Annotated in this window: 16 protein-coding genes; 9 read left to right on the forward strand and 7 right to left on the reverse strand. The window is 71.3% G+C overall.

Annotation, left to right across the window (positions count from 1 at the left end):
- Nucleotides 1–75 precede the first annotated feature (75 nt).
- Nucleotides 76–279, forward strand: coding sequence for a hypothetical protein (locus IT371_11980; protein ID MCC6748371.1), 204 nt, complete (start codon nt 76–78; stop codon nt 277–279).
- 62 nt (nt 280–341) lie between these two features.
- On the opposite strand, the gene IT371_11985 is transcribed toward IT371_11980, so the two are convergent.
- Nucleotides 342–866, reverse strand: a complete 525-nt coding sequence (locus tag IT371_11985; GenBank protein ID MCC6748372.1) for a hypothetical protein — start codon at nt 864–866, stop codon at nt 342–344.
- 240 nt (nt 867–1,106) lie between these two features.
- Between IT371_11985 and IT371_11990 the strand changes: the two genes are divergently transcribed.
- The gene (locus tag IT371_11990) at nt 1,107–2,117 is read left to right on the forward strand and encodes a hypothetical protein (protein MCC6748373.1); all 1,011 of its coding nucleotides are present in this window, start codon (nt 1,107–1,109) and stop codon (nt 2,115–2,117) included.
- Between the two features lie 145 nt (nt 2,118–2,262).
- Here the strand turns inward: IT371_11990 and IT371_11995 are convergent, their stop codons facing one another.
- A complete protein-coding gene (locus tag IT371_11995) occupies nt 2,263–3,405 on the reverse strand; it encodes a hypothetical protein (protein MCC6748374.1) in 1,143 nt (380 codons plus the stop codon).
- 267 nt (nt 3,406–3,672) lie between these two features.
- Between IT371_11995 and IT371_12000 the strand changes: the two genes are divergently transcribed.
- Both IT371_12000 and IT371_12005 read left to right on the forward strand, forming a co-directional pair.
- Nucleotides 3,673–3,978: a hypothetical protein gene (locus IT371_12000; protein MCC6748375.1), complete on the forward strand. Its 306-nt coding sequence runs from the start codon at nt 3,673–3,675 to the stop codon at nt 3,976–3,978.
- Nucleotides 3,975–4,331, forward strand: coding sequence for a type II toxin-antitoxin system PemK/MazF family toxin (locus IT371_12005; protein ID MCC6748376.1), 357 nt, complete (start codon nt 3,975–3,977; stop codon nt 4,329–4,331). Before IT371_12000 ends, IT371_12005 begins: the two co-directional genes overlap by 4 nt.
- Before the next feature lie 23 nt (nt 4,332–4,354).
- Here IT371_12005 and IT371_12010 read toward each other — a convergent pair whose 3' ends face one another.
- Entirely contained in the window at nt 4,355–4,714 is a 360-nt protein-coding gene (locus tag IT371_12010) for a hypothetical protein (GenBank protein MCC6748377.1), read from the reverse strand.
- A 480-nt stretch (nt 4,715–5,194) separates the two neighbouring features.
- Between IT371_12010 and IT371_12015 the strand changes: the two genes are divergently transcribed.
- Nucleotides 5,195–6,169: a hypothetical protein gene (locus IT371_12015; GenBank protein ID MCC6748378.1), complete on the forward strand. Its 975-nt coding sequence runs from the start codon at nt 5,195–5,197 to the stop codon at nt 6,167–6,169.
- Between the two features lie 153 nt (nt 6,170–6,322).
- Nucleotides 6,323–7,132: a hypothetical protein gene (locus IT371_12020; protein ID MCC6748379.1), complete on the forward strand. Its 810-nt coding sequence runs from the start codon at nt 6,323–6,325 to the stop codon at nt 7,130–7,132.
- Between the two features lie 29 nt (nt 7,133–7,161).
- Here the strand turns inward: IT371_12020 and IT371_12025 are convergent, their stop codons facing one another.
- The 4 genes from IT371_12025 to IT371_12040 all read right to left on the reverse strand — a co-directional run bounded on the left by IT371_12025 (nt 7,162) and on the right by IT371_12040 (nt 12,573).
- The gene (locus IT371_12025; GenBank protein MCC6748380.1) at nt 7,162–9,156 is read right to left on the reverse strand and encodes a hypothetical protein; all 1,995 of its coding nucleotides are present in this window, start codon (nt 9,154–9,156) and stop codon (nt 7,162–7,164) included.
- Between the two features lie 115 nt (nt 9,157–9,271).
- On the reverse strand, nt 9,272–10,468 hold the full coding sequence (locus IT371_12030) for a hypothetical protein (GenBank protein MCC6748381.1): 1,197 nt from the start codon (nt 10,466–10,468) through the stop codon (nt 9,272–9,274).
- Between the two features lie 109 nt (nt 10,469–10,577).
- Nucleotides 10,578–11,876 carry a trypsin-like serine protease gene (locus IT371_12035; protein MCC6748382.1) on the reverse strand — a complete coding sequence of 433 codons (1,299 nt, stop codon included), beginning with the start codon at nt 11,874–11,876 and terminating at the stop codon, nt 10,578–10,580.
- A gap of 124 nt (nt 11,877–12,000) precedes the next feature.
- Nucleotides 12,001–12,573 carry a hypothetical protein gene (locus IT371_12040; protein MCC6748383.1) on the reverse strand — a complete coding sequence of 191 codons (573 nt, stop codon included), beginning with the start codon at nt 12,571–12,573 and terminating at the stop codon, nt 12,001–12,003.
- A gap of 365 nt (nt 12,574–12,938) precedes the next feature.
- On the opposite strand from IT371_12040, the gene IT371_12045 reads away from it, so the two are divergent.
- Genes IT371_12045 through IT371_12055 form a run of 3 tightly spaced genes read left to right on the forward strand, consistent with a single transcriptional unit; the run spans nt 12,939 to nt 20,757 of the window.
- Nucleotides 12,939–15,215 (forward strand): hypothetical protein, encoded by a 2,277-nt coding sequence (locus IT371_12045; protein MCC6748384.1) that lies wholly within the window; start codon nt 12,939–12,941, stop codon nt 15,213–15,215.
- Nucleotides 15,212–19,411, forward strand: coding sequence for a PKD domain-containing protein (locus IT371_12050; protein MCC6748385.1), 4,200 nt, complete (start codon nt 15,212–15,214; stop codon nt 19,409–19,411). Before IT371_12045 ends, IT371_12050 begins: the two co-directional genes overlap by 4 nt.
- A gap of 20 nt (nt 19,412–19,431) precedes the next feature.
- Nucleotides 19,432–20,757 carry a hypothetical protein gene (locus IT371_12055; protein ID MCC6748386.1) on the forward strand — a complete coding sequence of 442 codons (1,326 nt, stop codon included), beginning with the start codon at nt 19,432–19,434 and terminating at the stop codon, nt 20,755–20,757.
- Nucleotides 20,758–20,806 lie beyond the last annotated feature (49 nt).

The raw sequence follows: 20,806 nt of genomic DNA on the forward strand, positions 1-20,806 counted from the left end.
TCCTTGTCTTCGGCTTCGGTTGTCAGGAGGATGGGGCGTCCTGCGTCTGCTTCTCACGAACCGAGGAGCAAACCCATGGGGGGATACCGTCGCATCATGCAGCTCCTCGCCCACCTCGCCGCGCACCTGGTGCAGGCGGGCCGCATCACCCGCTTCGTGACCCGCGTGGTCTCCGACCCCGGCGTCCCTGTCGGGGCGAAGGCACGCACCGCGGCGGCGGCGATCCAGATGCTTCTCGAGGGAGACGTCGTTCCCGGCTCGACGCGCGCGCGCGGCTGACGGGAGCACAGCCCGAGGGAGATCTCGAGAGCGAGCGCTCGGGCCCAGGCTAGAGGGTGTTCCTAGTCGTTCGGAAGCACGTCCATGGCCTCGAGCGTCTTGACCGTCTCGCGCAGCAACACGTTGCGCCTCACGGTCTCCGGCTTCTCGCCCTTCGCCATGACCGCTTGAAACATCGTCTCGACGAACATGGCCGACGTCGCGTCCTTGATGACCGGCTTGGGAACCTCGATGCCGCCCTTGAACGCCCGCACCACCGTGCGCACGCGCGCGAGGAGCTTGGCCCGCTCGGCGTCGAAGTGCTGACCCAGGCTGACGAACCCCGCGGCGAGCATCGTCCCGATGGAGGGGATGATGAGGTCGTGCGGCTGGACGCCCAGGTGCGGCGCGAGGGCGAACGCACCGCCGATGATCGCCGGACCGGCGGCCAGGGCAAGCCAGGACTTCAGGCGGTAGCTGCCGACCTTCAGCTCGCGCGCGTGGTCGCGGTACATGGGAGCCACCTGCGGCGTCTGCTTCATGAACTGTTTGAAGGAGACCTTGAGGCGGTCGGCGCTGCTCTTGTCCGCGCGGGCGGAGACGGTCATCGTGCCGACGGCCAAAGGGGTGATCAGGGCCAGTGCAACGCGTGGCGAGATGGCCGAAGTGTCACTCTTTTCTCGGGCGGTCGCGGCGCCGAGCGGAGTACGCGGGTGGCTCCAGCGGCCAGCCAGGGAGCCGCGCCGGGGGGAATATCGACCGATCGAAGCGGCCGGACGACCTCTCGCCTCCCCGCCGAGGGGCCTTGCCAGGGGACAGAGCTTGCGCCAGCCTCGGCCCGGCTACCGATGACCGTACGTCTGCTGACCGGCGCGCTCGCGCTGTTCCTCCTCGCCACCCTGGCCCACGCCGAGGAGCCGCGCCCGCGCTCCTTCGCCAGCCTCGATTGGAACGCCTCGGTCTCCGTCCTCGCGGGCTACGACGACAACATCTCCATCTCCTCGCTCTTTCGGCCCGGCGCGAAGCAAGGCTCGGGCACCCTCGAGCTCGGTGGGCGCCTCGGGGGCGAGCTCGGGCTCGGCGAGCTCTTCGAGGCGGAGCTCTCCTACGGCTTCGGCCAGACCTTCTACTTCTCCGACTCCGAGCTGAGCTCGCAGAGCCATACCCTCGGGCTCGAGGCGCGGCTGACCCACGACCGCGTCGAAGCCGCGCTGGGCTACGCCTTTGGCGTGACCGCCCTCATCCCCCAGGGCACCTTCTTCTCCCTCGACCACGAGCCCTCGGCTTCCGTCGAGGTGCGGCTCTGGCGCCGCCTCTGGGCCGGGGTCGAGTACGCCCTTCACCGCTACGACGTGCGCGACGCAACCTACTCCTACCTCCAAGGGGAGCGCCACACCCTCGAGCTCTATCCGCAGCTCTTCCTACCCCGCAAGCTCACCCTCTACGGAGGCTACCGCCTCGAGCTCCTCCGGGTCGGAGCTCTCGTCGACGATCTCACCGGGCGCACCGGCACGACGGTCTCCGTGCGCGCGCCGCTCTCCTCGAACGGGCACTACGTCTTCTTCTTCGCCCGGTGGCGTCCCCTCGCGCGCCTCGCGTTCGGCCTGAGCGGTCGCGTCGGACGTCGCGCCTACCTCGAGCCGCTCGTCACAACCGAGGCCACGGGCACGAGCTCCCTCTCGCGTACGGACACCGTGCTCACCCTCGAGCCCACCGCACGCGTCTCCCTCTGGCGCGGGCTCTCGCTGCGCGCCACCTTCTTCTTCGAGAAGGCCTTCTCCTCGGTCTCCGTGCGCGGCGTCCTGGCCCCGAGCTACTACAACGTCGCCGCCTCGGCCGGCGTGGCCTGGGAGCGGTAGACCAGGAATCCGCCGCGGGCCTGGGATCCCACGGCGGACGCCATCGCAAACGAAGACGCGTGGCGCCGGACGCTCGCGTTCCTGCAAGCGACGATCGCCCGATAGTCCGCGCCGCTCGTGGTTCGGGCGTCCGCGGCGCGGCGGCCTAGTTCGTCGGGGCGGGGCTGACCTTGAGCTGGCTCAGGTTGCCCGAGATGATCTCTCGCGGGCCGGCGATGACGTAGTCGCCAGCGTCGGTGAGAGCCACGCCGACCTGCGCGTCGCAGCAGCCGAAGGACTCCTGGGTGGCGAAAGCGTGGTGCTCGGTGCCCTTGCCAAAGAGGGCGCCGCGCGGGCCGGCGATAACATAATCGCCGGAGTTGTTGATCGCGACACCTACGCCCGAGTCGCAGCAGCCGAGGCTCGTCTTGACGTCGAGCACGCTGAAGGTCGTTCCCTTGCCGACAATCACGCGCCGCGGACCAGCCACGACGTAGTCGCCAGCGTCGTTGATGGCAGCGCCGGCGCCCGAGTCGCAGCAGCCGAAGTCACCGGCGTTGTCGAGCGCGGTCGCGTGGCCCTCGCGACCGAGATAGACCTGGCGCGGGCCGGCGATGAGGTAGTCGCCGCGCGCGTTGATCGCGACGCCGATGTGGGACTCGCAGCAGCCGGGGGAGGCCGGCAGCGCGATCTCCCGCACGCTCGTGCCGCGGCCGAAATAGGCGGCACGTGGGCCGGCGATGACGTAGTCGCCGGTAGCGCTGATGGCGGCACCCACCCCCGAGTCGCAGCAACCGAGGCTCTTCGCGAGTCCGAGCTTCTGGGCCACCTGGTCGCGCCCGACAAAGGCGGCGCGCGACCCGGCCACGACATAGTCTCCGTCGCTGTTGATCGAAGCGCCGACGCCCGCGTCGCAGCAACCCAGGCTCTCGGTGAAAGAAAGCTCGCGCGCGACGCCGCCGCTCGTGAGGTACGCCGCGCGCGGCCCGGCGACGAGCAGCTCTCCGGAGGCGTTGAGCGCCGCGCCGACCCCGGACTCGCAACAGCCGAAAGACTTCGCGTACGAGATTGTGGCGTACGGCGGGGGCGGGGCTGGGATGGCTGTCGCGGGTGGCGCCGGTTCGGGGCCGGACGGGCTCGGGTTCGCGCACTGCGCGGGGAAGAGCCAACCGAGGATCCCACACAGGCCGCCCTGCGCCTGGCGCTCGCCCGGCGGCGCCGACGCGCCCTCCTCGGGCCGGACGGTCTCACCGCAGGCGACCGCCAGGGCGATCGCGCACAGGCCGATGGTGCGTGCTCGGGCCATCATGATCGATCCCTTCCCGGGGTTCGGCCGCATCGCGCAGCCCCGCGGCAGGGTCCCTTGCAGGGGGCGTACCGAGCGCGTGGCGCGTCCACCACGCCCCGCGCCGGGCGGGAGCGGTGACAACCCATCAGGATCGTGGGATCTCTCGGGGCGAGCGCGCGACCACGCCTCGCGCGTCGACCGCCATCCCTGGCTAGTGCGGCGCTCGGGGGTGGCCGGTACGGCCAGGCATGGGTATGATCATATCCTTACTCATACAAGAGGTGGCGCGTGGCGACGACGGAACGCGTGACGGTGACCCTGCCGTCCGAGCTGGTCGAGGGCATCGATCGGATAGAGTGCAATCGCAGCCGGTTCATCGCTCAGGCCGTCGCGCGGGAGCTTGCCCGGCGTCGGCGGCAGGAGCTGAAGAAGTCTCTGGCGAACCCCCACCCGGAGGCGTCGGACCAGGCGGAGGTGGCGCTTCGCGATTGGGCCGAAACACTGCCGTCGGAAGACGAGGCACTCGTCGACACGTCGGCTGGCAAGCCCGTCCGCTGGATCGAAGGCGAGGGCTGGGTCGAGGAATCAGCGTGACCGTCGTCGGTCGCGGAACCGTCGTGCTGGTCGAGCTAGACCCCACCGTTGGGCACGAGCAGCGAGGGCTTCGTCCCTGCGTCGTCGTGAGCGACCCGGCCGTGAATGCCGACCAACGGTTCCCTCTCATCGCTGTCGTCCCCGTGACGGGTACGCTTGGCGAGGGCGCGCTGTATCCGCAACTCAGCCCCGGCGAGAGCGGTCTCACCAAGCCGTCGTGCGCGCTCGTCGATCACCTGCGATCGATCGACAAGCGCCGCATCCGGCGTATCTATGGCTCGCTGAAGAGCGTCGAGCTGGCGGCGATCGATCTAGGACTCGAGCTCTTCCTCGGGCTGACTCCCGATTCCTGACTCCCCGGTCTCCCCCCGTCGTCTCAATACCCGTCCGGTCCCCAGAGCGTCTCGGCGGCGAGGAGGGTGCCGCAGAGGCCAACCAAGCCGCCGGGGACTGCAAGTCGGGGCTCGCCGGTCAGGCGATACAGCAAGAACGTGCCGCCCACCGTCGCGGCGGTGCCGACGAGGACCACGGCCGGCCGGCGCAGAGCCCGAAAGACGCGCTCGCGCGTAGGGAGCCGCGAGAGGAGCGGGCGCAGGAACCCGGGCTTTGGCGACGGCGTCGTCGAGCGCGACATCGCCGGCGGCGCCGGCGTCGGCAGACCGGCGTGCGCAGCGCCGCAGAGGCCGATCGTCGCGAAGACGAGAAGGCAGGCGAGCGTGCGGGCGGGTGTCGGCATGAGCTGGGGTTCCTCGACGGGTCTGCGGCGCGCCGGTGCAAGCCTCGGGCCGCGCAGCCCCGGGCCGTGTCCGCGAGCGTCGACGAGGATCACCGCGGAATCGCTTCGCGCGGGGTAGGTCGCTTGGGTGGCGCCGCGAGTGACCTGGTCGGCCACCTTGGCACCTCGGCCACCGGACTGGCCAGGCGCGCGCCGTCCGCGCGTCGAGCCATCTCGCGATAGTCCTTGAAATACCTTGGCCGGCGTCCGGCCCGGGGGGCAACGCCCGCTGGCACGTGACCTGCTACACCCCCTCCCGGGCTCCCTGCACCTCTGGAGACACGCATGCTCCGCCACGCCGTTCGTTCTGGCCGGTCCGCTGGACTGATTGTAGGCCTTGCGGCCAGTTTCTCCCTCGTCGCGTGCGGCGGCGGCTCGACATGCGAACGCGCGGCCGAGCACGTAGCCTCCTGCCTCGGAGAAAGCCCCACGCCCCCCGCCATGGGTTGCTCCGACGCCGAGGCGCAGACGGTCCTGTCACAGAGCTGCGACGAGCTGCGCGGAGGGCTCAGCCGCTCCGCCCAGGGCCTCGGCGACCTCCTCTGCCGCTTCGCCGCCTGGCTGTGCCCGAAGCCGCGCGAGCCGCAACCCAAGCCGAGCTGCGGCGAGCCGACGAGCCTGAGTCCGGCGAGCTGCCTCGCGAACGAGCTCGAGGGCGGCTCCTGGAGTCACGACAGCCGCGCGATCCTGACGCGCACCGCGCTGCTCGCCGGCGATGCGGACGCGACCCGCGAGGCCTTCAGGCTCGGACAGGAGCTCGAGGGTAACGGCTGGTCCCATGCGGCCCGCGCCTTCCTCGCCCAGGCGGCTCTCCTCGCCCGGAGTCCGGCGGCGCTGCGCGAGGCCTTCACGCTCGCGCAGGAGCTCGAGGGCAACTTCTGGAGTCACGAGGGCCGCGCGATCCTGACCATCGCCGCCACGACGGCACCCAGCGCCGCGGCCATGCGCCGCGCCTTCGCGCAAGCCCAGGAGCTCGAAGGTGGCGGCTGGACCCACGAGTCCCGCGCCATCCTCACTGTCGCCGCCCTGACCGCCTCGAGCGCGACCAAGCTGCGCGAGGCCTTCGCGCTCGCGCAGGAGCTCGAGGGCAACTTCTGGTCCCACGAAGGCCGCGCCATCCTCACCATCGCCGCCCTGACCGCCCCGAGCACGACCAAGCTGCGCGAAGCCTTCGCGCTCGCGGACGCGCTCGAGAGCGGCGGCTGGACTCACGAGAGCCGCGCGATCCTCACGCAGGCCGCGCTGCTCGCCGGCTCCCCCGAAAACACGCGCAAGGCCTTTGCCCAGGCCGAAGAGCTCAATCCGAGCCTCTGGAGCCACGAGGGACGCGCGGGCCAGGCCTTCAACGCGGCCCTCTCCTTCGCGGACCCGAGCCGCGCCCGCCAGCCGCTCGTCTTCCACCACCACGCCAGATGATCCCGGGCTGCGTTCGTGCGCGGACAAGGCCCCTGATGCCCTCCCACGGCGACCGCTCCCGCCGCGCCTGTGCTAGCATCCGGCCGCGTTCGGCGCCGACGACGCGAGAGGCCGTGGCGTCTGCGCCGCGAAGGCAGCACGGAGCACCGAGCCATGCGCAGTAGCAGTACGAGCGTTCCCAGGGGGGCCTACAACAACCCGGCCGTGCTGCTGCAGCTCATCCGCGACCGCGGCCCCCTCTCGTCGCTCGAGCTCTTCGATCTGGTCCATCAAGCGGAGCTGCACGGGCAGTCCGGAGACGGTTCGGCTGGCGAATTCGTGTCGCCCTCGTTTCTGGACCTGCGCCGCGAGGCGATCTCGCGCCAGCTCCGGACCCACGTCGACGCGCTCGAGCACCTCGGGCTGATCGCGCGGAGCGCGCAAAAGATCCTCTCCGTCACGCCGCGCCTGCGGGAGCTGCAGGACGTGCTGCATCTGAGCCTCGCCGAGCAGGCGGCGAAGATCGGTCGCGCCGGCTCCGAAACCGGGCAGGCCATGGCACAGGCGCTCCACGCTGCGGCGCAGGCCCGGCTGGAACCCGAGGTGCGCCACGACCTGGTCGCCACGCTCGCCGAGATCAGCCGCTGCGTCGAGAACGGCTCGAACCTCGCCGCGGTGGCGCTCTCCGGCCGCGTGCTGGAGATCGCCCTGCGCTGGCTGCTCCTGCAGTACAACCAAGTCCCGAACGAAGGGGCGATGGTCGGCACGTTGCTGGCCAAGGTCCGCGAGCTCGGCCTCGACCGCGAGCTGCCGCCCACCATCACCAACGTCTGCAACGTGATCAATCAGGCCCGCATCAGCGCCATCCACGCCCGGGGAGTACCGCACCTCCCGTCGCACAACGAGGCGCACCTGGTGGTCCACGCCGTGGTCGACGTGCTGAACGCGACGATGCTGCGATCGAAGACCCTGCCGCCGGTGTAGGACCGGCGGCGAGGTCCGTTCCACTCGCGCTACGGCAGAATGCGTGCGAAGTAGAAGCGCGTCACGCCGAGGCCCGGTGGCTGCGTGAAGGTGCTCGGGCCATACGTCGTGGTGGCCTGGGTGCTGAAGCGCGCCGCCGAGACGAAGCCCGACCCGGCGGCGGAGAGGTTGGCGGAGCGGTGGGTGCTCTTCACGATCCCGATCGCCTTCGAGGCCTCGGACCAACCGAGCGCCTTTCCGTCGGCGCTGAAGAGGGCGTAGAAGGGCCCGTAGGAGGACACCTTGTCGGTCGAGACGGAGGTCGTCGCACCGTTCGTGTTGACGGTCTGGCTCCAGGTGTCCGCGCCCACGGCCGCCATGCCCTTGACGACGATGCGCCCCTGCGCGTCGATCGCCACGCCGTGCCCGCGAACCTCGCCCACGGTGTGCCCCACGCGGTTGACCCACCTGGTCGAGAGGTACGGGTCGAGCGCAAGGACGAACATGCTGCCGTAGGTTCCCCCGTCGGGCTGGGCCGCGTTGCCGTTGATGAACTGCACCTTGCCCTTGAAGCTCCCCACGATGAAGACGTTGTCGTTCGCGTCGAGGGCCATGTCGATGGCCTCCCACTGCGCCCCGGCGCTGCGCGGAAGGATCGGCTGCGCGCCGTTGCCGGCGTAGAGCCGCACGCACTTCGTCGGGTCCGCATCCAGGCGGCACTGGTTGCTCACGCAGCCCGAGCCGGTCGGGCAGGGGTCCGAGGGGCAGCTCTGGCAGGTCTGCTCGATGAAGCAGCCGTAGGCATTTCCGCCGGTGGTCTTGTTGCACACGCCGCGCGGGCCGCAGGTGCTGCCCGGGTCGCTGCAGTCGCTCGGGCCCGTGCAAAGGCCGCAGGACGAGCCCGTGCGGAAGCGTCCCGTCGCCGCCTGCAGGGGAACCAGGGTGCTCGAGGTGACGGTCTGGTTCACGTCCCAGGTGATCCCCGCGCCATCCGTGAAGGTGACCTTCTGACCGATGATCAGGTGCAGGTAGAGGGTGCCGTTCTTACCCACGGCCATCGGACGCGACGGGGTCATACCGCCGTCGACGTTCGCCTTCCAGCGCAACTTGCAGCTCGTGTCGTAGCTGGCCACGAAGACCCCAAGGTTGGCCGCGGTGAGCGTCGTCGTGGCGTCGAGCGCGACGCTCTTGGTGTAGGTACCCATCACGTAGGCGTTGCCCGCGCTGTCGGCGGCGAGCGACGTCGCGCGGGTGTCGGAGGTCCCGTTTCCCTTGAGGTGCACCACGCAGCCGAGCTTGCCCGCGTCGTCGTAGCGCGCGACGAAGCCCTCGTCACGCCAGGTGGGGGGCGAGGCCGTCTTGACGGCCGACGTGAGGGAGGTCGTGGCGTCGAAGCTCGTCGGCCCGTTGAAGCGCCCGGCCACGTAGGCGCCCGAGCTCGGCGTGGCCGCGACGGCGTGGATCCGCGCGCCCCAGGGGTCACCCCCCAGACGAATGAGCCAGCTCAGGGTGCCGGTGGCCGTCACGCGGGCGAGGAAACCCTCGGGGTCCTGCGCCCGATGCGCGATGTTGGTGCGCGGCTGCGTCTCAACCGTCGTCCCCTGGTACGCGAGGGAGTCGGCGAAGGTGCCGGCGGCGAAGAAGTCGCCGGAGGCACGGCCCGCCACGACCACCTCGGGGAGATCGGGCTGGCACGGAGCGTGGGTCGTCTGCTCGGCCCAGACGATGTGTCCCACCACGCCGGCGTCGGCGACCTTGCCGTCACGCGCCGAGGCGTCCTTGGAAGCAGCGCCGTCGACGGTGCCGCGGTCGGACGCGCGACCGTCCGTGGTGCCGCGATCCCCCGCCGGGCCGCGATCCCCCGCCGCGAAGTCACCGCTCGGAGCCCCGTCGCTCGCGCTCCGGTCGGGACCGCCGTCGGTTTGGGCGGCAGGACCGTCGCCCACCGCCGCGTCGACGGCCTGCGAATCTGCCGTCGGTGTGCTGCTCGTCGAGGAGCAGCTGCAGAGTCCAAGGACACCGAACGCGACGAGCCACCGTCTCATGAGGCGCATCTCCTGTGGAGTGTGGGGGCGCTACGGTTACAGGAGCCCCGCCGGCGCGTCAAGATCGCCGTATTTGATGCGGATGCGTAGTTTCGGGAGTCGGGAGGGGAGCGAGCTACTGGGGCTGGGCCCAGATCTCGGTCGTGCTTCCCACCGAGCCGAAGTCGAGCACGTAGAGCGTGAGCACGAAGCGCGTCTTGCCCGCGGGGACCTTGGCCATCAGATCGATGGCCTTGGCCGGATAGCCGAAGGCGGCGCCGTTCGGGACGGCGGGATCGAGGCTCGTGCCCGGAATCGTGGGCGCCAGGTGCTGCGCGAGCGGGGTGCTCGTCGGGACGTGGTAGATTCCCGAGATTCCCCCCGAGCAGTAGTACCAGTGCGCGACGATCGCGCCGCCGGGCGCGTCGCGAACCTGGGCCAGCATGCAGTTGTCCCAGCCCACGGGCTTCGTGCCGGCCGCGTCGCCCGACAGCAGGAGCTTCGTGCAGCTGCCGAGATCCAGGTTCGCCTCGGACTGGTAGACGATGGTCAGCGGAGTGCCGCTGGCCGAGGTGCCGTTGCGGTACTCGGGGTGCGAGCCGTTCTTCTGCTCGTAGAACGAGGTCGAGTAGCTCGGAGCCTTGCCCGCGAGCTGGAACGGAGCCGCGGAGCCGGTGCCGGTCGCGCACACCTTGATCGAGCCGCCGGTCCCGACGACCAGCGACACGACGAGGTAGCCGCTCACGTTGCCCGCCGCGTCGCGCACGCCGATGTAGATGAGATAGGTCCCCGGCGTGAACTTCGCCCCGAGCTTGAGGCGGGAGAGGTCGAACTTCTTGGCCGCATTCTCGGCGCCGGAGAGCGTGCAAACGTAGTGCACCGTCGCGCCGTTGACCTGGATGATCACGTCCACCGTATCGCTCTGCGGGTCGGTGAAATCGAAGGAACCGGAGAGCGGCTGCCCGGGCGTGGCCGCGGCCAGCTTGGCGTTCGCCACCTGGGGAGCGGCCGTGCTGCCGTTCGAGGCCGGGCGGTCCCCGGAGACCTGCGTGCAGCCCTCGATGGTCAGGTCGAGCGGCGGGGCGGCGTCGGCGGGAGCGACGGAGTCCTTGCTGCCTGTCGCGTCGGAGGTCCCCTGGTCCGCGGGGGCCTTGCCGTCGTGGGTGACGGCACCGTCTCGGGAGCCTGAGTCGGTGGCGCCGACCGCGACGTCGGGAGTGCCCACCGCGGCGTCGAGCGTCGTGGAGCTGGAGGAGTTGCAGCCGACGAGCGCGAGCAGCGTCACGATGCTGGCGCCGACGAGCAACGCGCTTCGATGGAGCGATCGATGCATGGCGAACATGCGACCTCCCGGGTGACGGTTGAGGGGCTGGAGAGGTGACGGTAACCGGAGGCAGGATGGGGGTCCAGCCCGTTGACGGACCCCGCGCGAGCGAGGACGTCTAGCGCGCGGAGGTGTCCCACCGGGAGCGCGCCCGTCGTGCCGCGCGGCCGGCAAAGACGAGGGCCACGGCAATGGCGAGCCAGGCGGTGGTCGAGGCTTCCTGCGAGGCGCCCCGCGCACCCGACAGCGCGCAGCCGCCCGCCGCACCGGGAGCGGTGTCTTCCGGCACGCTCGCCGGATCGGTTGACGGCCGTGCAGCTGTGGCCGGCGGGACCCGCGCTGTCCCGGTCAAGCGCCCGAGCAGGGGGGCCGGTCCATCGTAGTGGCGCGCCGGAACGATCCCTTTCACCTCGCACCAGACGCGCTCCTTGCTCGTGCAGCCGTCCGTGAGCTCCTGCTCGATCCAGCCGAGCCACGCGTCCACGCGCGTATCCACGCCCCCCTTCGCGCAGTCGGAGGCGTCGTAGGCGTGCGAAGTCACGCCGATGAGCCGCTCCTTGATCTTCGCCTCGGTCTTCGCCACGAAGTAGGTCGGTCCCCCAGAGTCGCCGTGACACTTCCGAACCGTCTCCGGCCCGGCGCCGATCTGCATCTCGTGCGCGCCGAGCTCGTTCAGCACCGCCTGGCCGCAGCGCTTGCGCCCGTGGGGCGCCTCCCCGGGCTCGTCCTGGCCGGGATCGCCACCAGGGCCGCCGCCAGGGCCGCCGCCCAGCGGATCCGCACCCGGCGTCTGCATGCCCCAGCCCGCGATACCGACGGGCGCGCCGCGCACAAGTTGCTTCGCCTCTGCGGCGGAGATGACCACCGCGGGCCGCACCGCCGTGACCGGCTTCGCGAGGAAGACGAGCCCCAGATCCCCCACGTTGCCGAGACCCCCGCTCTCGTTGCCGCCCGCGGCTCCGTAGCCGGGGTTCACGTGCCGGCTCGTCACGCGGATCGCATCCTTCGGCAGGCCGGCGAGGCCCGCGGCCGCGCCTCCACCGAGCGCGGAGAGGTCGGCCTGGAAGCTCACGTAGTACTCGGCCTTCGTCACCGTCACCTCTTTCGGCAGCGGCAGCTCGTCCCCCACGCAGTGCGCCGCGGTCAGCACCACGTCGGGGGCGATGAGCGTCCCCGAGCAGATCAGCATCGGCACGGTCACGGTCTGGCCCTCCATCGAGAGCGTCAGCTCCGCGATCAACCCGACCGCCGACGAGTACTCCTGCGTGCTGCAATCGCGACCGTTGATGATCGGAAGCGCACGACGCGCAACGGACGCCGCGGACGGAGGCGCGGCCAGCTCGTCGGGAGCACACGCGAGGGGCGCGGCCGCCGTCAGGCAGAGCAGCGGCAAGAACGAGCGAGGGGATGTCAGCATGGCAGACCTCTCCGGGGCTTGGCGGAAACAGCGTTCGACGGGACGCGGGTTGGTTGCCTGGCCGCGGCGGAGCGTTCACGCCCGGAGGGGGGTTTTCCGTCGAGAAACGGTCGGACCAGTTGGGCTACTGAGAGGCGCGCGGCAGGCGGCGAATGCGATTCTTCGTGACCCAGGTGTCGAACTCCGGCCCCCAGCCGACGTAGTGAATCTTGTACTGCCCGCGGCGCACCTCGAGGACCTGCGCACGCCACCAGGTGCCGCCCTCTTCCACCTCCACCTCCTCGCGTACCGCGGGTCCGTCAGCCACGAGCGCCTTCCGGAGCTGGGCCGCACTGTCGAACTCCGTGAAGCGCAGCACCTGCTCGAGCGCGAGCCAGACCGTGCGGCGCGCGCCGAGGCCCGTCCCCAGCTCCGGCGCGTCGATCGTCTGGCCCACGAGAAAAGCCCGGCCGCCGAGCTGCTGAAGCCCGGGCCTCTCGAGCGCCACCCGTCCCGCCGGCGTCTCGACCAGGATCGCGCCGGCCGAAAACGAACCAGCGTTCGCGTTCGCGCTTACGTTCCCGTTCCCGCCCGGGCTCCCGCTCGCGCCCACCCTCGCGCCCGCAGCCGGGGCGGGAGCTTCCGCGGCCCCGGTCGGCGACCCGGCGACAAGGACCAACAGCGCAACCGCCCCAAACACACCTGCCACGCGATCCATCTCGGCTCCCTTCGTGCAGCCCCACCCCGTAGCGTCCTACGCGGGGTGGCCTACGGAGCCTTCCCCGGGGGTAGGCAGGGCGGGGCGAGGGGTACCTAGACCGAGGCCGGCTCGGCGAACGGCGCGTCGCATGGGCTGTTCTTCGTATCGATATCAATGAAGACCGGCGTCGATGCGTCCGCGCGCGGGCGAGCGCCGGATGCACCGAGATTCGAACGATCCGAACGACTTTCCTTCGGTCATGAGAGGAGGGCTCTCGCACGCTTGGTCGGACCTGCACGACTTGACTGAAGGTTGGTGCAGCAGATCAATGGTCCGTGCCTTGCTCCCCTATCGCGCGCGCCACGAAGTGAGGAGGACGCCGCGTGGATGGGTGGAGGTTCAACGTGTGGGCGCCGCCTGCCGAGGGAAGACAGGCGACGCGGACTCGGGCGGCATGGACCATCCTCGGGGTCCCTCTGCTCGGCCTTTGCCAGCTGGCCTGCCAGGCGAGCGCGCAGGACGGGACCCTGGAGCTCAGCGCCGCCCCCGCGACAGCTCTTCTCTCCTCGGCCACGGGGCTGCGGTTCCTTGCGCGGACCACGAGCACCGCGAGGAGGGTGGTGCAGCGCGGGGAGCTCACGCAGCCGCCCTTCGCGGCGCGCCTCGAGCGCCTTCCCTTGCGGGAGGCCCTGATCGTCGAGTCCTGCGTGGTTGGGCAAGCGGGCAGCGAGCTCGCCTGCGGACTCGTGGGACCGTTCGCGCTCGACTCCGACCAGGAGGCCTTGCTCATCTTGCCCATCGACGCGCCGGGCGAGTTCCCCCGGAACGCCTCGCCACTGGGCGGCCTGCTGCTCGCACCGGCACGACCCGGGCCAGGCGAAGCGGTCTTCGTGCGCGCACTCGGACGACCGTCGTCGGAGGGGCCAGAGACCGTGGAGTGGCGCGCAAGCGCGGGGCTGCTCGAGAGCCCGGGGAGCACGTCCACGCGGTGGCTCCTGCCGCAGGACCGTGACGCGCTCGAGCTGAGCCTCTCGGTACGCCACGGCGGACTCTTCACCTCCAACCTCGGCGTCACGCTGGCCGTCGGGGGCCGCGGCTCGGCAGCGGTCACGGCGCGCCTCAATACCTGGCCGATCGCGAGCCGCCTGACGGTCGAGCCGGCCGCGCTCGAGCCGGGGGGATCGGCGAGCGTCCAGCTCGTGGCCTCGGACCCCGACGGCGACCCGCTGAACGTGCTCTGGAGCGACAACTGCGGAGGAAGCTTTCTCGGGGCAGGGCTCGCGCCCTCGTGGGCGGCGCCGGCACAGGCCCCGGCGAGCGGACGCTGCACGCTGCGAGCGCAAATAGCGGACGGCCTGGGTGGTCAGAACGAGGCCGCGGTCACGATCTCCGTCGGGCAGCCGCCGAGCGCGAACCGCGCGCCCGAGGTTGCGAGCGCCTATCAGTCGCGCGAGGTAGCCGCGAGCGGCGAATCCATCGTGCTGCGCCTCGCGGCGCGCGACCCGGAAGGGGGGCCGGTCTCCGTCGGCTGGAGCGCCTCTGCAGGCACCCTCACCGCGCCGACCGAGTCCGCCCAGGGGAGCGAGGTCACCTGGCAAGCGCCCACGGGAGGCTGCGGGCATGTCGTGACCGCGACCGCGCGGGACCTGGCCGGCGCGGCGACGAGCTGGCGCTTCTCGGTGCGCTGTCCGACCTGCGGCGACGGGTCCTTGCAGAGCGGTGAGAGCTGCGATGGCCCGCTCCTCGGAGGACAGAGCTGCGCGAGCCAGGGCTTCGTGGTCGGGCGGCTCGGCTGTGGCACGACCTGCGGCTTCGACCTGTCGGGTTGCCGCGCCCTCCTTGGGCTGTCCTCGCCGACGACGCGCGCGCTTCAGGGCGTGGGCGGCAGCGCCTCCACGCGGTGGGCCGTCGGCCAGGGGGGCGCGATCGTGCGCCTCACCGCCGCGGGGGCGGCGAGCGTGCCGTCGCCGGTGACGACCCTACTGCGCGCGGCCTTCGGGAGCAGCGCGGCCGAGGCCTGGGTGGTCGGGGACTCCGGGACGCTCCTGCGCTTCGGTGGCTGGCAGTGGGCCGTCTGGCCGGCTCCCGTCCCGGGCAGTCTGCGGGCTCTCTCGGGCACCGGGCCGAGCGACCTGTGGGCGGCGGGCGACGCCGGAGTGGTGCTCCGCTTCGACGGGGGGAGCTGGACCCGCATCCCGACCTCCACGGCCAAGGCCCTCGCTGGCCTCTGGGCGGGCCCGACAGAGGTCTGGGCCGTCGGGGCCGAGGGGACGATCCTGCGCGGAGGCCTCACGGGCTTCGCCACGGCGCGCACGGGCCCGAAGGCCCTGCGCCTGACGAGCATCTGGGGCAGCGCGGCGAACGACGTCTGGGCCGTCGGCACGGGTGGCACGGTGCTGCGCTTCGACGGGGGGAGCTGGACCAGCGTCGCGAGCGGCACCACGGCCGACCTCCACGCCGTCTGGGGCAGCGGGCCAAACGACGTCTGGATGGCCGGGGCCGCGGGGACGCTCTTGCGCTTCGACGGCTCGACGCTCTCGCGTGTGCCCTCCGGCACCACTCAGGACCTCTTCGGCATCTTCGGCGGCGCCTCGGGCGAGGCGCTCGTGGTCGGCGGGGGCGGCACGCTCCTCTCGATCGTCGGTGGAGCGACCCCATGATCCGCACCTCGCTCGTGTTGCGCATTCCTTCCTTCCTCGTGCTCGCAGGGCTCCTCGTCGCACTCGGCTGCCGCGGCGTGGGCCAGGGGAGCGCGGCGATCCAGGTCAGGCTGGGCAAGCTCTCCGCGGCCGAGGTGGCGCGCGTCACGGTGACCGTCACGGGTGACGGGATCGGCGCGCCGATCGTGTACGACCTGGACCCGGCGCAAGGAACGTGGCGTGGTTTGATCGACGAGCTCCCCGCCGGCCCAGGGCGGACCTTCGCCGCGTCGGCCCGCGGCGCGAACGGCGACGAGCTCTACCGCGGCGAGGCCACGGGCGTGACCATCGTGGACGGCGCCCGCGCGGCGGTGACGATCCTGCTCCAGCAGACGGCTCCGGCCTCGGTCTTCGCCAACCGCGTGCCCGAGATCCTGTCGCTCTCCGCCTCTCGCGTTCTCGTCGGGCCCGGCAAGACGGTCGAGCTCTCGGCCACGGCGATCGACGCCGACGGCGATCCGCTCACCTTCGCCTGGAGTGTACCCGCGGGGAGCTTCAGCGCGCCCGGAGCGGCGAGCACGGTCTTCACCGCGCCCGCGACCGAGGGAGACCTGCAGCTCACCCTGGCCGTGAGCGACCCGAAGGGGGCCACGGCCTCGGCAAGCTTCACGGTCACGGTGACGACCTCGGGGGGCGCGGGAGGCGCGGACGTGCAGGTCACCGTGAACACCTGGCCGGTGATCGGCGGGCTCACCTCGAGCCCCACCCCGGTCGCGCCCGGCTCGGCGACCACGCTCGCCCTGAGCGTGCTCGACGCCGACGGCGATCCGCTCTCCTTCGCCTGGACGCAGGGCGCCTGCACGGGCAGCTTCAGCGCCGTGACCGCGCAGAACCCGAGCTGGACGGCTCCCGCGGGCACGAGCTGCACGCTCTCGGTCACGGTCACCGACGGTCGCGGCGGCAGCGCCACCGGGGCGCTGGCCGTGCCGATCGGCACGGTGGTGGTGAACCTGCCCCCGACCTTCACGAGCCTCTTCCAGTCGGCGCGGGGCGTGACGCCGGGCGGTGCGATCCTCTTTCGCGCGGCGGCCACCGACCCCGAGGGGCAGCCGATCGCCTTCACCTGGAGCGCGAGCCAGGGGACCTTCTCCGCGGCGACCGAGAGCCGCGGCACGAGCGAGGTGACCTGGACCGCTCCCCAGGCGGGGTGCGTGGCGACGGTCACTGTGGAGGCGAGAGACTCGGTGGGCGCGAGCGCGCGCTTCGACTTCCCTCTCTCTTCCTGCGCGAGCTGCGGCAACGGCGTGCGCGAGGCGGGAGAGCAGTGCGACGGCAGCGACCTCGGCGGAACGGGCTGCGTCCAGCTCGGCTACTTCGGCGGCACTCTGAGCTGCCTCGGGTGCAACTTCGACACCTACCGCTGCTCGCTGCCTCCACCGGAAAGCTGCGCCAACGGGGTCGACGACAACGGCAACGGCCTCGTGGACTGCGGGGAGCCGAGCTGCAACGGTCACACCACCTGCCTGGGGAGCACGGTGGCTCCAGCGCTGCTGAAGAACTTCGACACGCCCGATGCTCCGAACTACAGCAATACCTGCCCCTCGGCCGCGTCGCCGGGCGTCGCCGCGCAGAGCTATCTGGCCGTGTTCAGTCCATGGAGCGCGAGCGGAACGCTCCTGCGGTCCGCCGGCGGGGCCTTCGACACGGAGGCGCTCGCCACCCTCTCGCTGCCCGAAGACGCGGCGAACAACCCCTCCCGCTACGCCGTGGCGGTGGGGGACACGGTCTACTTCTCGGGTGGTGGGGCCGACGGGGACCTCGAGCTCTGGAAGACTGACGGGACCGCCGCAGGCACGGCGCGGGTCAAGGACCTCTATCCGGGAGTGGAGCCTTCGTTGACTCAGTATCACTTCACCAGCGGCAGGCCCTCCTACCTCACGCTGCTGAACGGCGTGCTCTACTTCTCGGCCAGGGACCCCTCGAGCGGGAGCGAGCTCTGGCGCAGCGACGGGACCTCCGACGGGACCTACCTCGTCAAGGACCTCAATCCGGGCGTGGGCGATGGCGCCCCTACCGACCTCGTGGTCTTCAACGGGGCGCTCTACTTCGCCGCCACCGACGCGGTGCTCGGCCGCGCGCTCTGGCGGAGCGACGGTACGCTCGGGGGTACGACGCTCGTGAAGTCCTTCGCGGGCGGGGCAAACTACACCGCCCCGAGCGGTCTCACGGTCTTCGGCGGCGCACTCTACTTCCGGGCCTGCGAGGCGAGCGCCTGCGGGCTGTGGCGCAGCGACGGCACGGCGGCGGGCACGGTCGCGGTCAGGACCTTCAACGGCTACGGCCCCGAGCTCCTGAAGGTCGCCGGGAGCACCCTCTACATGATCGTTTGGACGAGCGGAAGCGGTGCCTCTAACGCGGTGGTCAAGGAGCTCTGGAAGAGCGACGGCACAGCCGCGGGGACGGTCCGCCTGACCTCTATCGGATCGTGGCCAAACACGGGCTATCCCGTCGCGCGCGAATACGATCTCGTGCCTTTCGGTGGCCGGATCTACTTCCCGTCCTATGCTTCGTCGGGCGGCGGGGACTGGACCCTCTGGCGGAGCGACGGGACGACGGCGGGCACGCAGCAGGTCACCAGCCAGAGCCTCTCGTGGGGGAGCACCAATCCCCCGCCCCGGCCATTCGCGCATGGCGGCTTCCTCTACTTCGGAGCCCGCGATGCCACGGTGAACTGCGTGCTCTATCGCACCGACGGCACCGCGGCCGGCACGACGCCCATCGTGGACCCACGCTCGGGTCTGGCCATCCGCGGCCCGTCGCTCCATGGCTCCGGGCCAGGAGGGCTGCTCTACCTCACGGGGTACGCGGCATCGAGCCAGGAGCTCTGGGTCACCGACGGCACTCCCGCCGGGACGCGCATCCCGCGCGTGTTCAGGCCCTCGACCTCCACAAGTTACCCGAGGCCTCTGCTCGAGGCGGGAGGGTTCCTCTACTTCGCGGCGGCGAGCGATGCCGAGGGCTACGAGCTCCGCCGCACCGATGGCACGAGCGGAGGCACGGTCGTCGTCGCGGACCTCAATCCGGGCAGCGCAGATAGTGGCCTCTTTGCGGACTCGTTCGTGGCCCTTGGCTCGCAGGTGCTCTTCGCGGGGAACGACGTCGCAAGCGGACTCGGGTACGAGCCGTGGAGCACGAACGGCACGGCAGCGGGCACGACGCGGCTCAAGGACGTCAAGCCGGGGTCGGGCTCGTCGGTCACCGGGCTGTACCCCTACTCTCGCTGGATCGCCTCGGGCGGTCTGGTCTACTTCGCCGCGGACGACGGCGTGAATGGGACGGAGCTCTGGCGGAGCGACGGTACGGCAGAAGGCACCGTGCTGGTCAAGGATCTCAAGGCCGGTTCGGGCTCTTTCTCGCTTGGAGCCTTCACCGAGCTGAACGGTGGCGTCTATTTCATCGCCTACGATAGCTCGACCTACACCGTCAACCTGTGGCGCAGCGACGGGACCGCCGCCGGAACCTCGGTGGTGAGCCAGCTCACGGGGCTAGGCCTGCAGAGCACGGGCCAGCCGATGGTGGCTGCGGCAGGGCGACTTCTCGTCCCGCTCGGCACGGGACTCTACGCGAGAGACGGTACTGCCACCTTCAGCACGTTGCAGCGCCTCACTCCCGCGGGCGTGGGCGAAGCGAAGGCGCTGACCCCGGTCGGAAGCCGTGTCTTCTTCACCGCCACCGACAGCACGCGGGGCACGGAGCTCTGGGTCAGCGATGGGACCGTCGCCGGGACCACGCCGGTCGCGGACCTCAACGCCGGCGCCGCGAGCTCGTACCCTGGGCACCTCGCCGCGGTCGGCGGGACGCTGGTCTTCACGGCCGACGACGGGGTCCACGGGCGCGAGCCGTGGGTCTCGGACGGCACTCCTGCAGGGACGCTGCTCATCAAGGACCTCAACCCCGGCGTGAGTGGATCCGTGGCCTCGTCCACGGGCTCCGTGGCGGTGCTGGGGGGCAGCTACTTCTTCCCCGCCGACGACGGGATTCACGGCACGGAGCTCTGGCGGACCGACGGCACGAGCGCGGGGACCAAGCTCGTCTGGGATCTCTACCCGGGTCCCAGCGGCAGCTCGCCGACCCAGCTCAAGGCGGCCAACGGCCGGCTCTACTTCGCGGCCAACGACGGCTTCGTCGGCACCGAGCTCTGGAGCGTGGCGCCCTAGGCGCTCTTGCGGAGGACCTGATGCGCGCGATGCAAGGACGAGCGCCGACGATGCAGAATGTACATTCTAGAACTAATCCCATACGGGGACGGGCGGCGCTGCTGGTGCTCCTTGTGAGCTGCGGCCCGGCGGCGCCCTTTGGCGGGGCCGAGCTGCGAGTCCACCGCGCGGCGCTCGGCGGGGCGCCTCTCGCTCGCGTTACGCTCTCGGTCACGGGAGCCGGGATCGCCGCACCGCTCGTCACGGACCTCTCCTGGGACGGCAGCGCCTACCGCGGGCGGATGGCCCAGATCCCCGCCGGGACGAACCGGACCTTCGCCGCCGAGGGCTTCGATGCGCAGGGAGCGAGGCTCTACGCCGGACAGCTCGGCGGGGTGACGATCGTCGCCGACGCCACGGTGACCGTCGCGCTCGTGCTCCAGCAGACCACCCCACCTCCGCCGTTCGAGAACAGCGCCCCCGTAATCGACGGCCTTCTGGCCTCGGCGAGCGGGGTCGTGCCCGGGGGCAGCGTGGGCCTCGCGGTCACGGCGCACGACCCGGACCCGGCTGACACCCTGAGCTATGCCTGGTCCGCCACCGCCGGGAGCTTCGATCAGCCGGGCTCGAGCAGGCCCGTCTACACCGCGCCCGCGACGGAGGGGCCGGTCACCCTCACGGTGCAGGTGAGCGACGGCCGCGGCGGGGTGAGCGCGCTCGACCTGTCCCTCTCCGTCGGGGCGAGCTTCGCCCGCGGCGGGGCGGAGGTCCGGGTCAGCCTCAACACCTGGCCGGTCGTGAGCGCGATCTCTCCGCGCCCCTCGCGCGTCGAGCCGGGCGGGAGCACCGCCATCACGCTGTTCGTGAGCGACGCCGACGGGGACGCGCTCTCGTTCCTCTGGACCGACAGCGGCTGCGGCGGGGCCTTCGACAGCGCCGCGCTACGTAACCCGAACTGGACCGCACCCTTGGTGGCGCCAGCCGTGAGGACCTGCCGGCTGGAGGTGACCGTGGACGATGGTCGCGGCGGCACGGGGAGGGCCGCGGTGGTGGTGGCCGTCGGCGGCCCGGCGGGGGTGAACGTCGCACCGCGCTTCACGAGCGTCTACCAGTCGCGCGAACTCGTCGCACCCGGGGATACGGTGCGGCTCTTGGGCGAGGCCGTGGACCCCGAGGGACAGGGGGTGACCTTCGCGTGGAGTGCCTCGGGGGGAACCCTCGAGGTGCCGGTCGAGACGACGGGACGCAGCGAGGTGCGCTGGAGGGCGCCGACGCAGGGTTGCCAGCATGCGATCACGCTCGAGGCGCGCGACCCGGCGGGAGGCGCCAGCCGGCATGTCTTCGGCGTCACGAGCTGCGGGCCCTAGTTTTTTAGACGTTTAGTTCTAGAACTGACGGAAGCTGTAACCCGAGAAA

It is taken from the genome of Deltaproteobacteria bacterium, from assembly GCA_020848905.1.
In the GTDB taxonomy this organism is placed as follows: domain Bacteria; phylum Myxococcota_A; class Polyangia.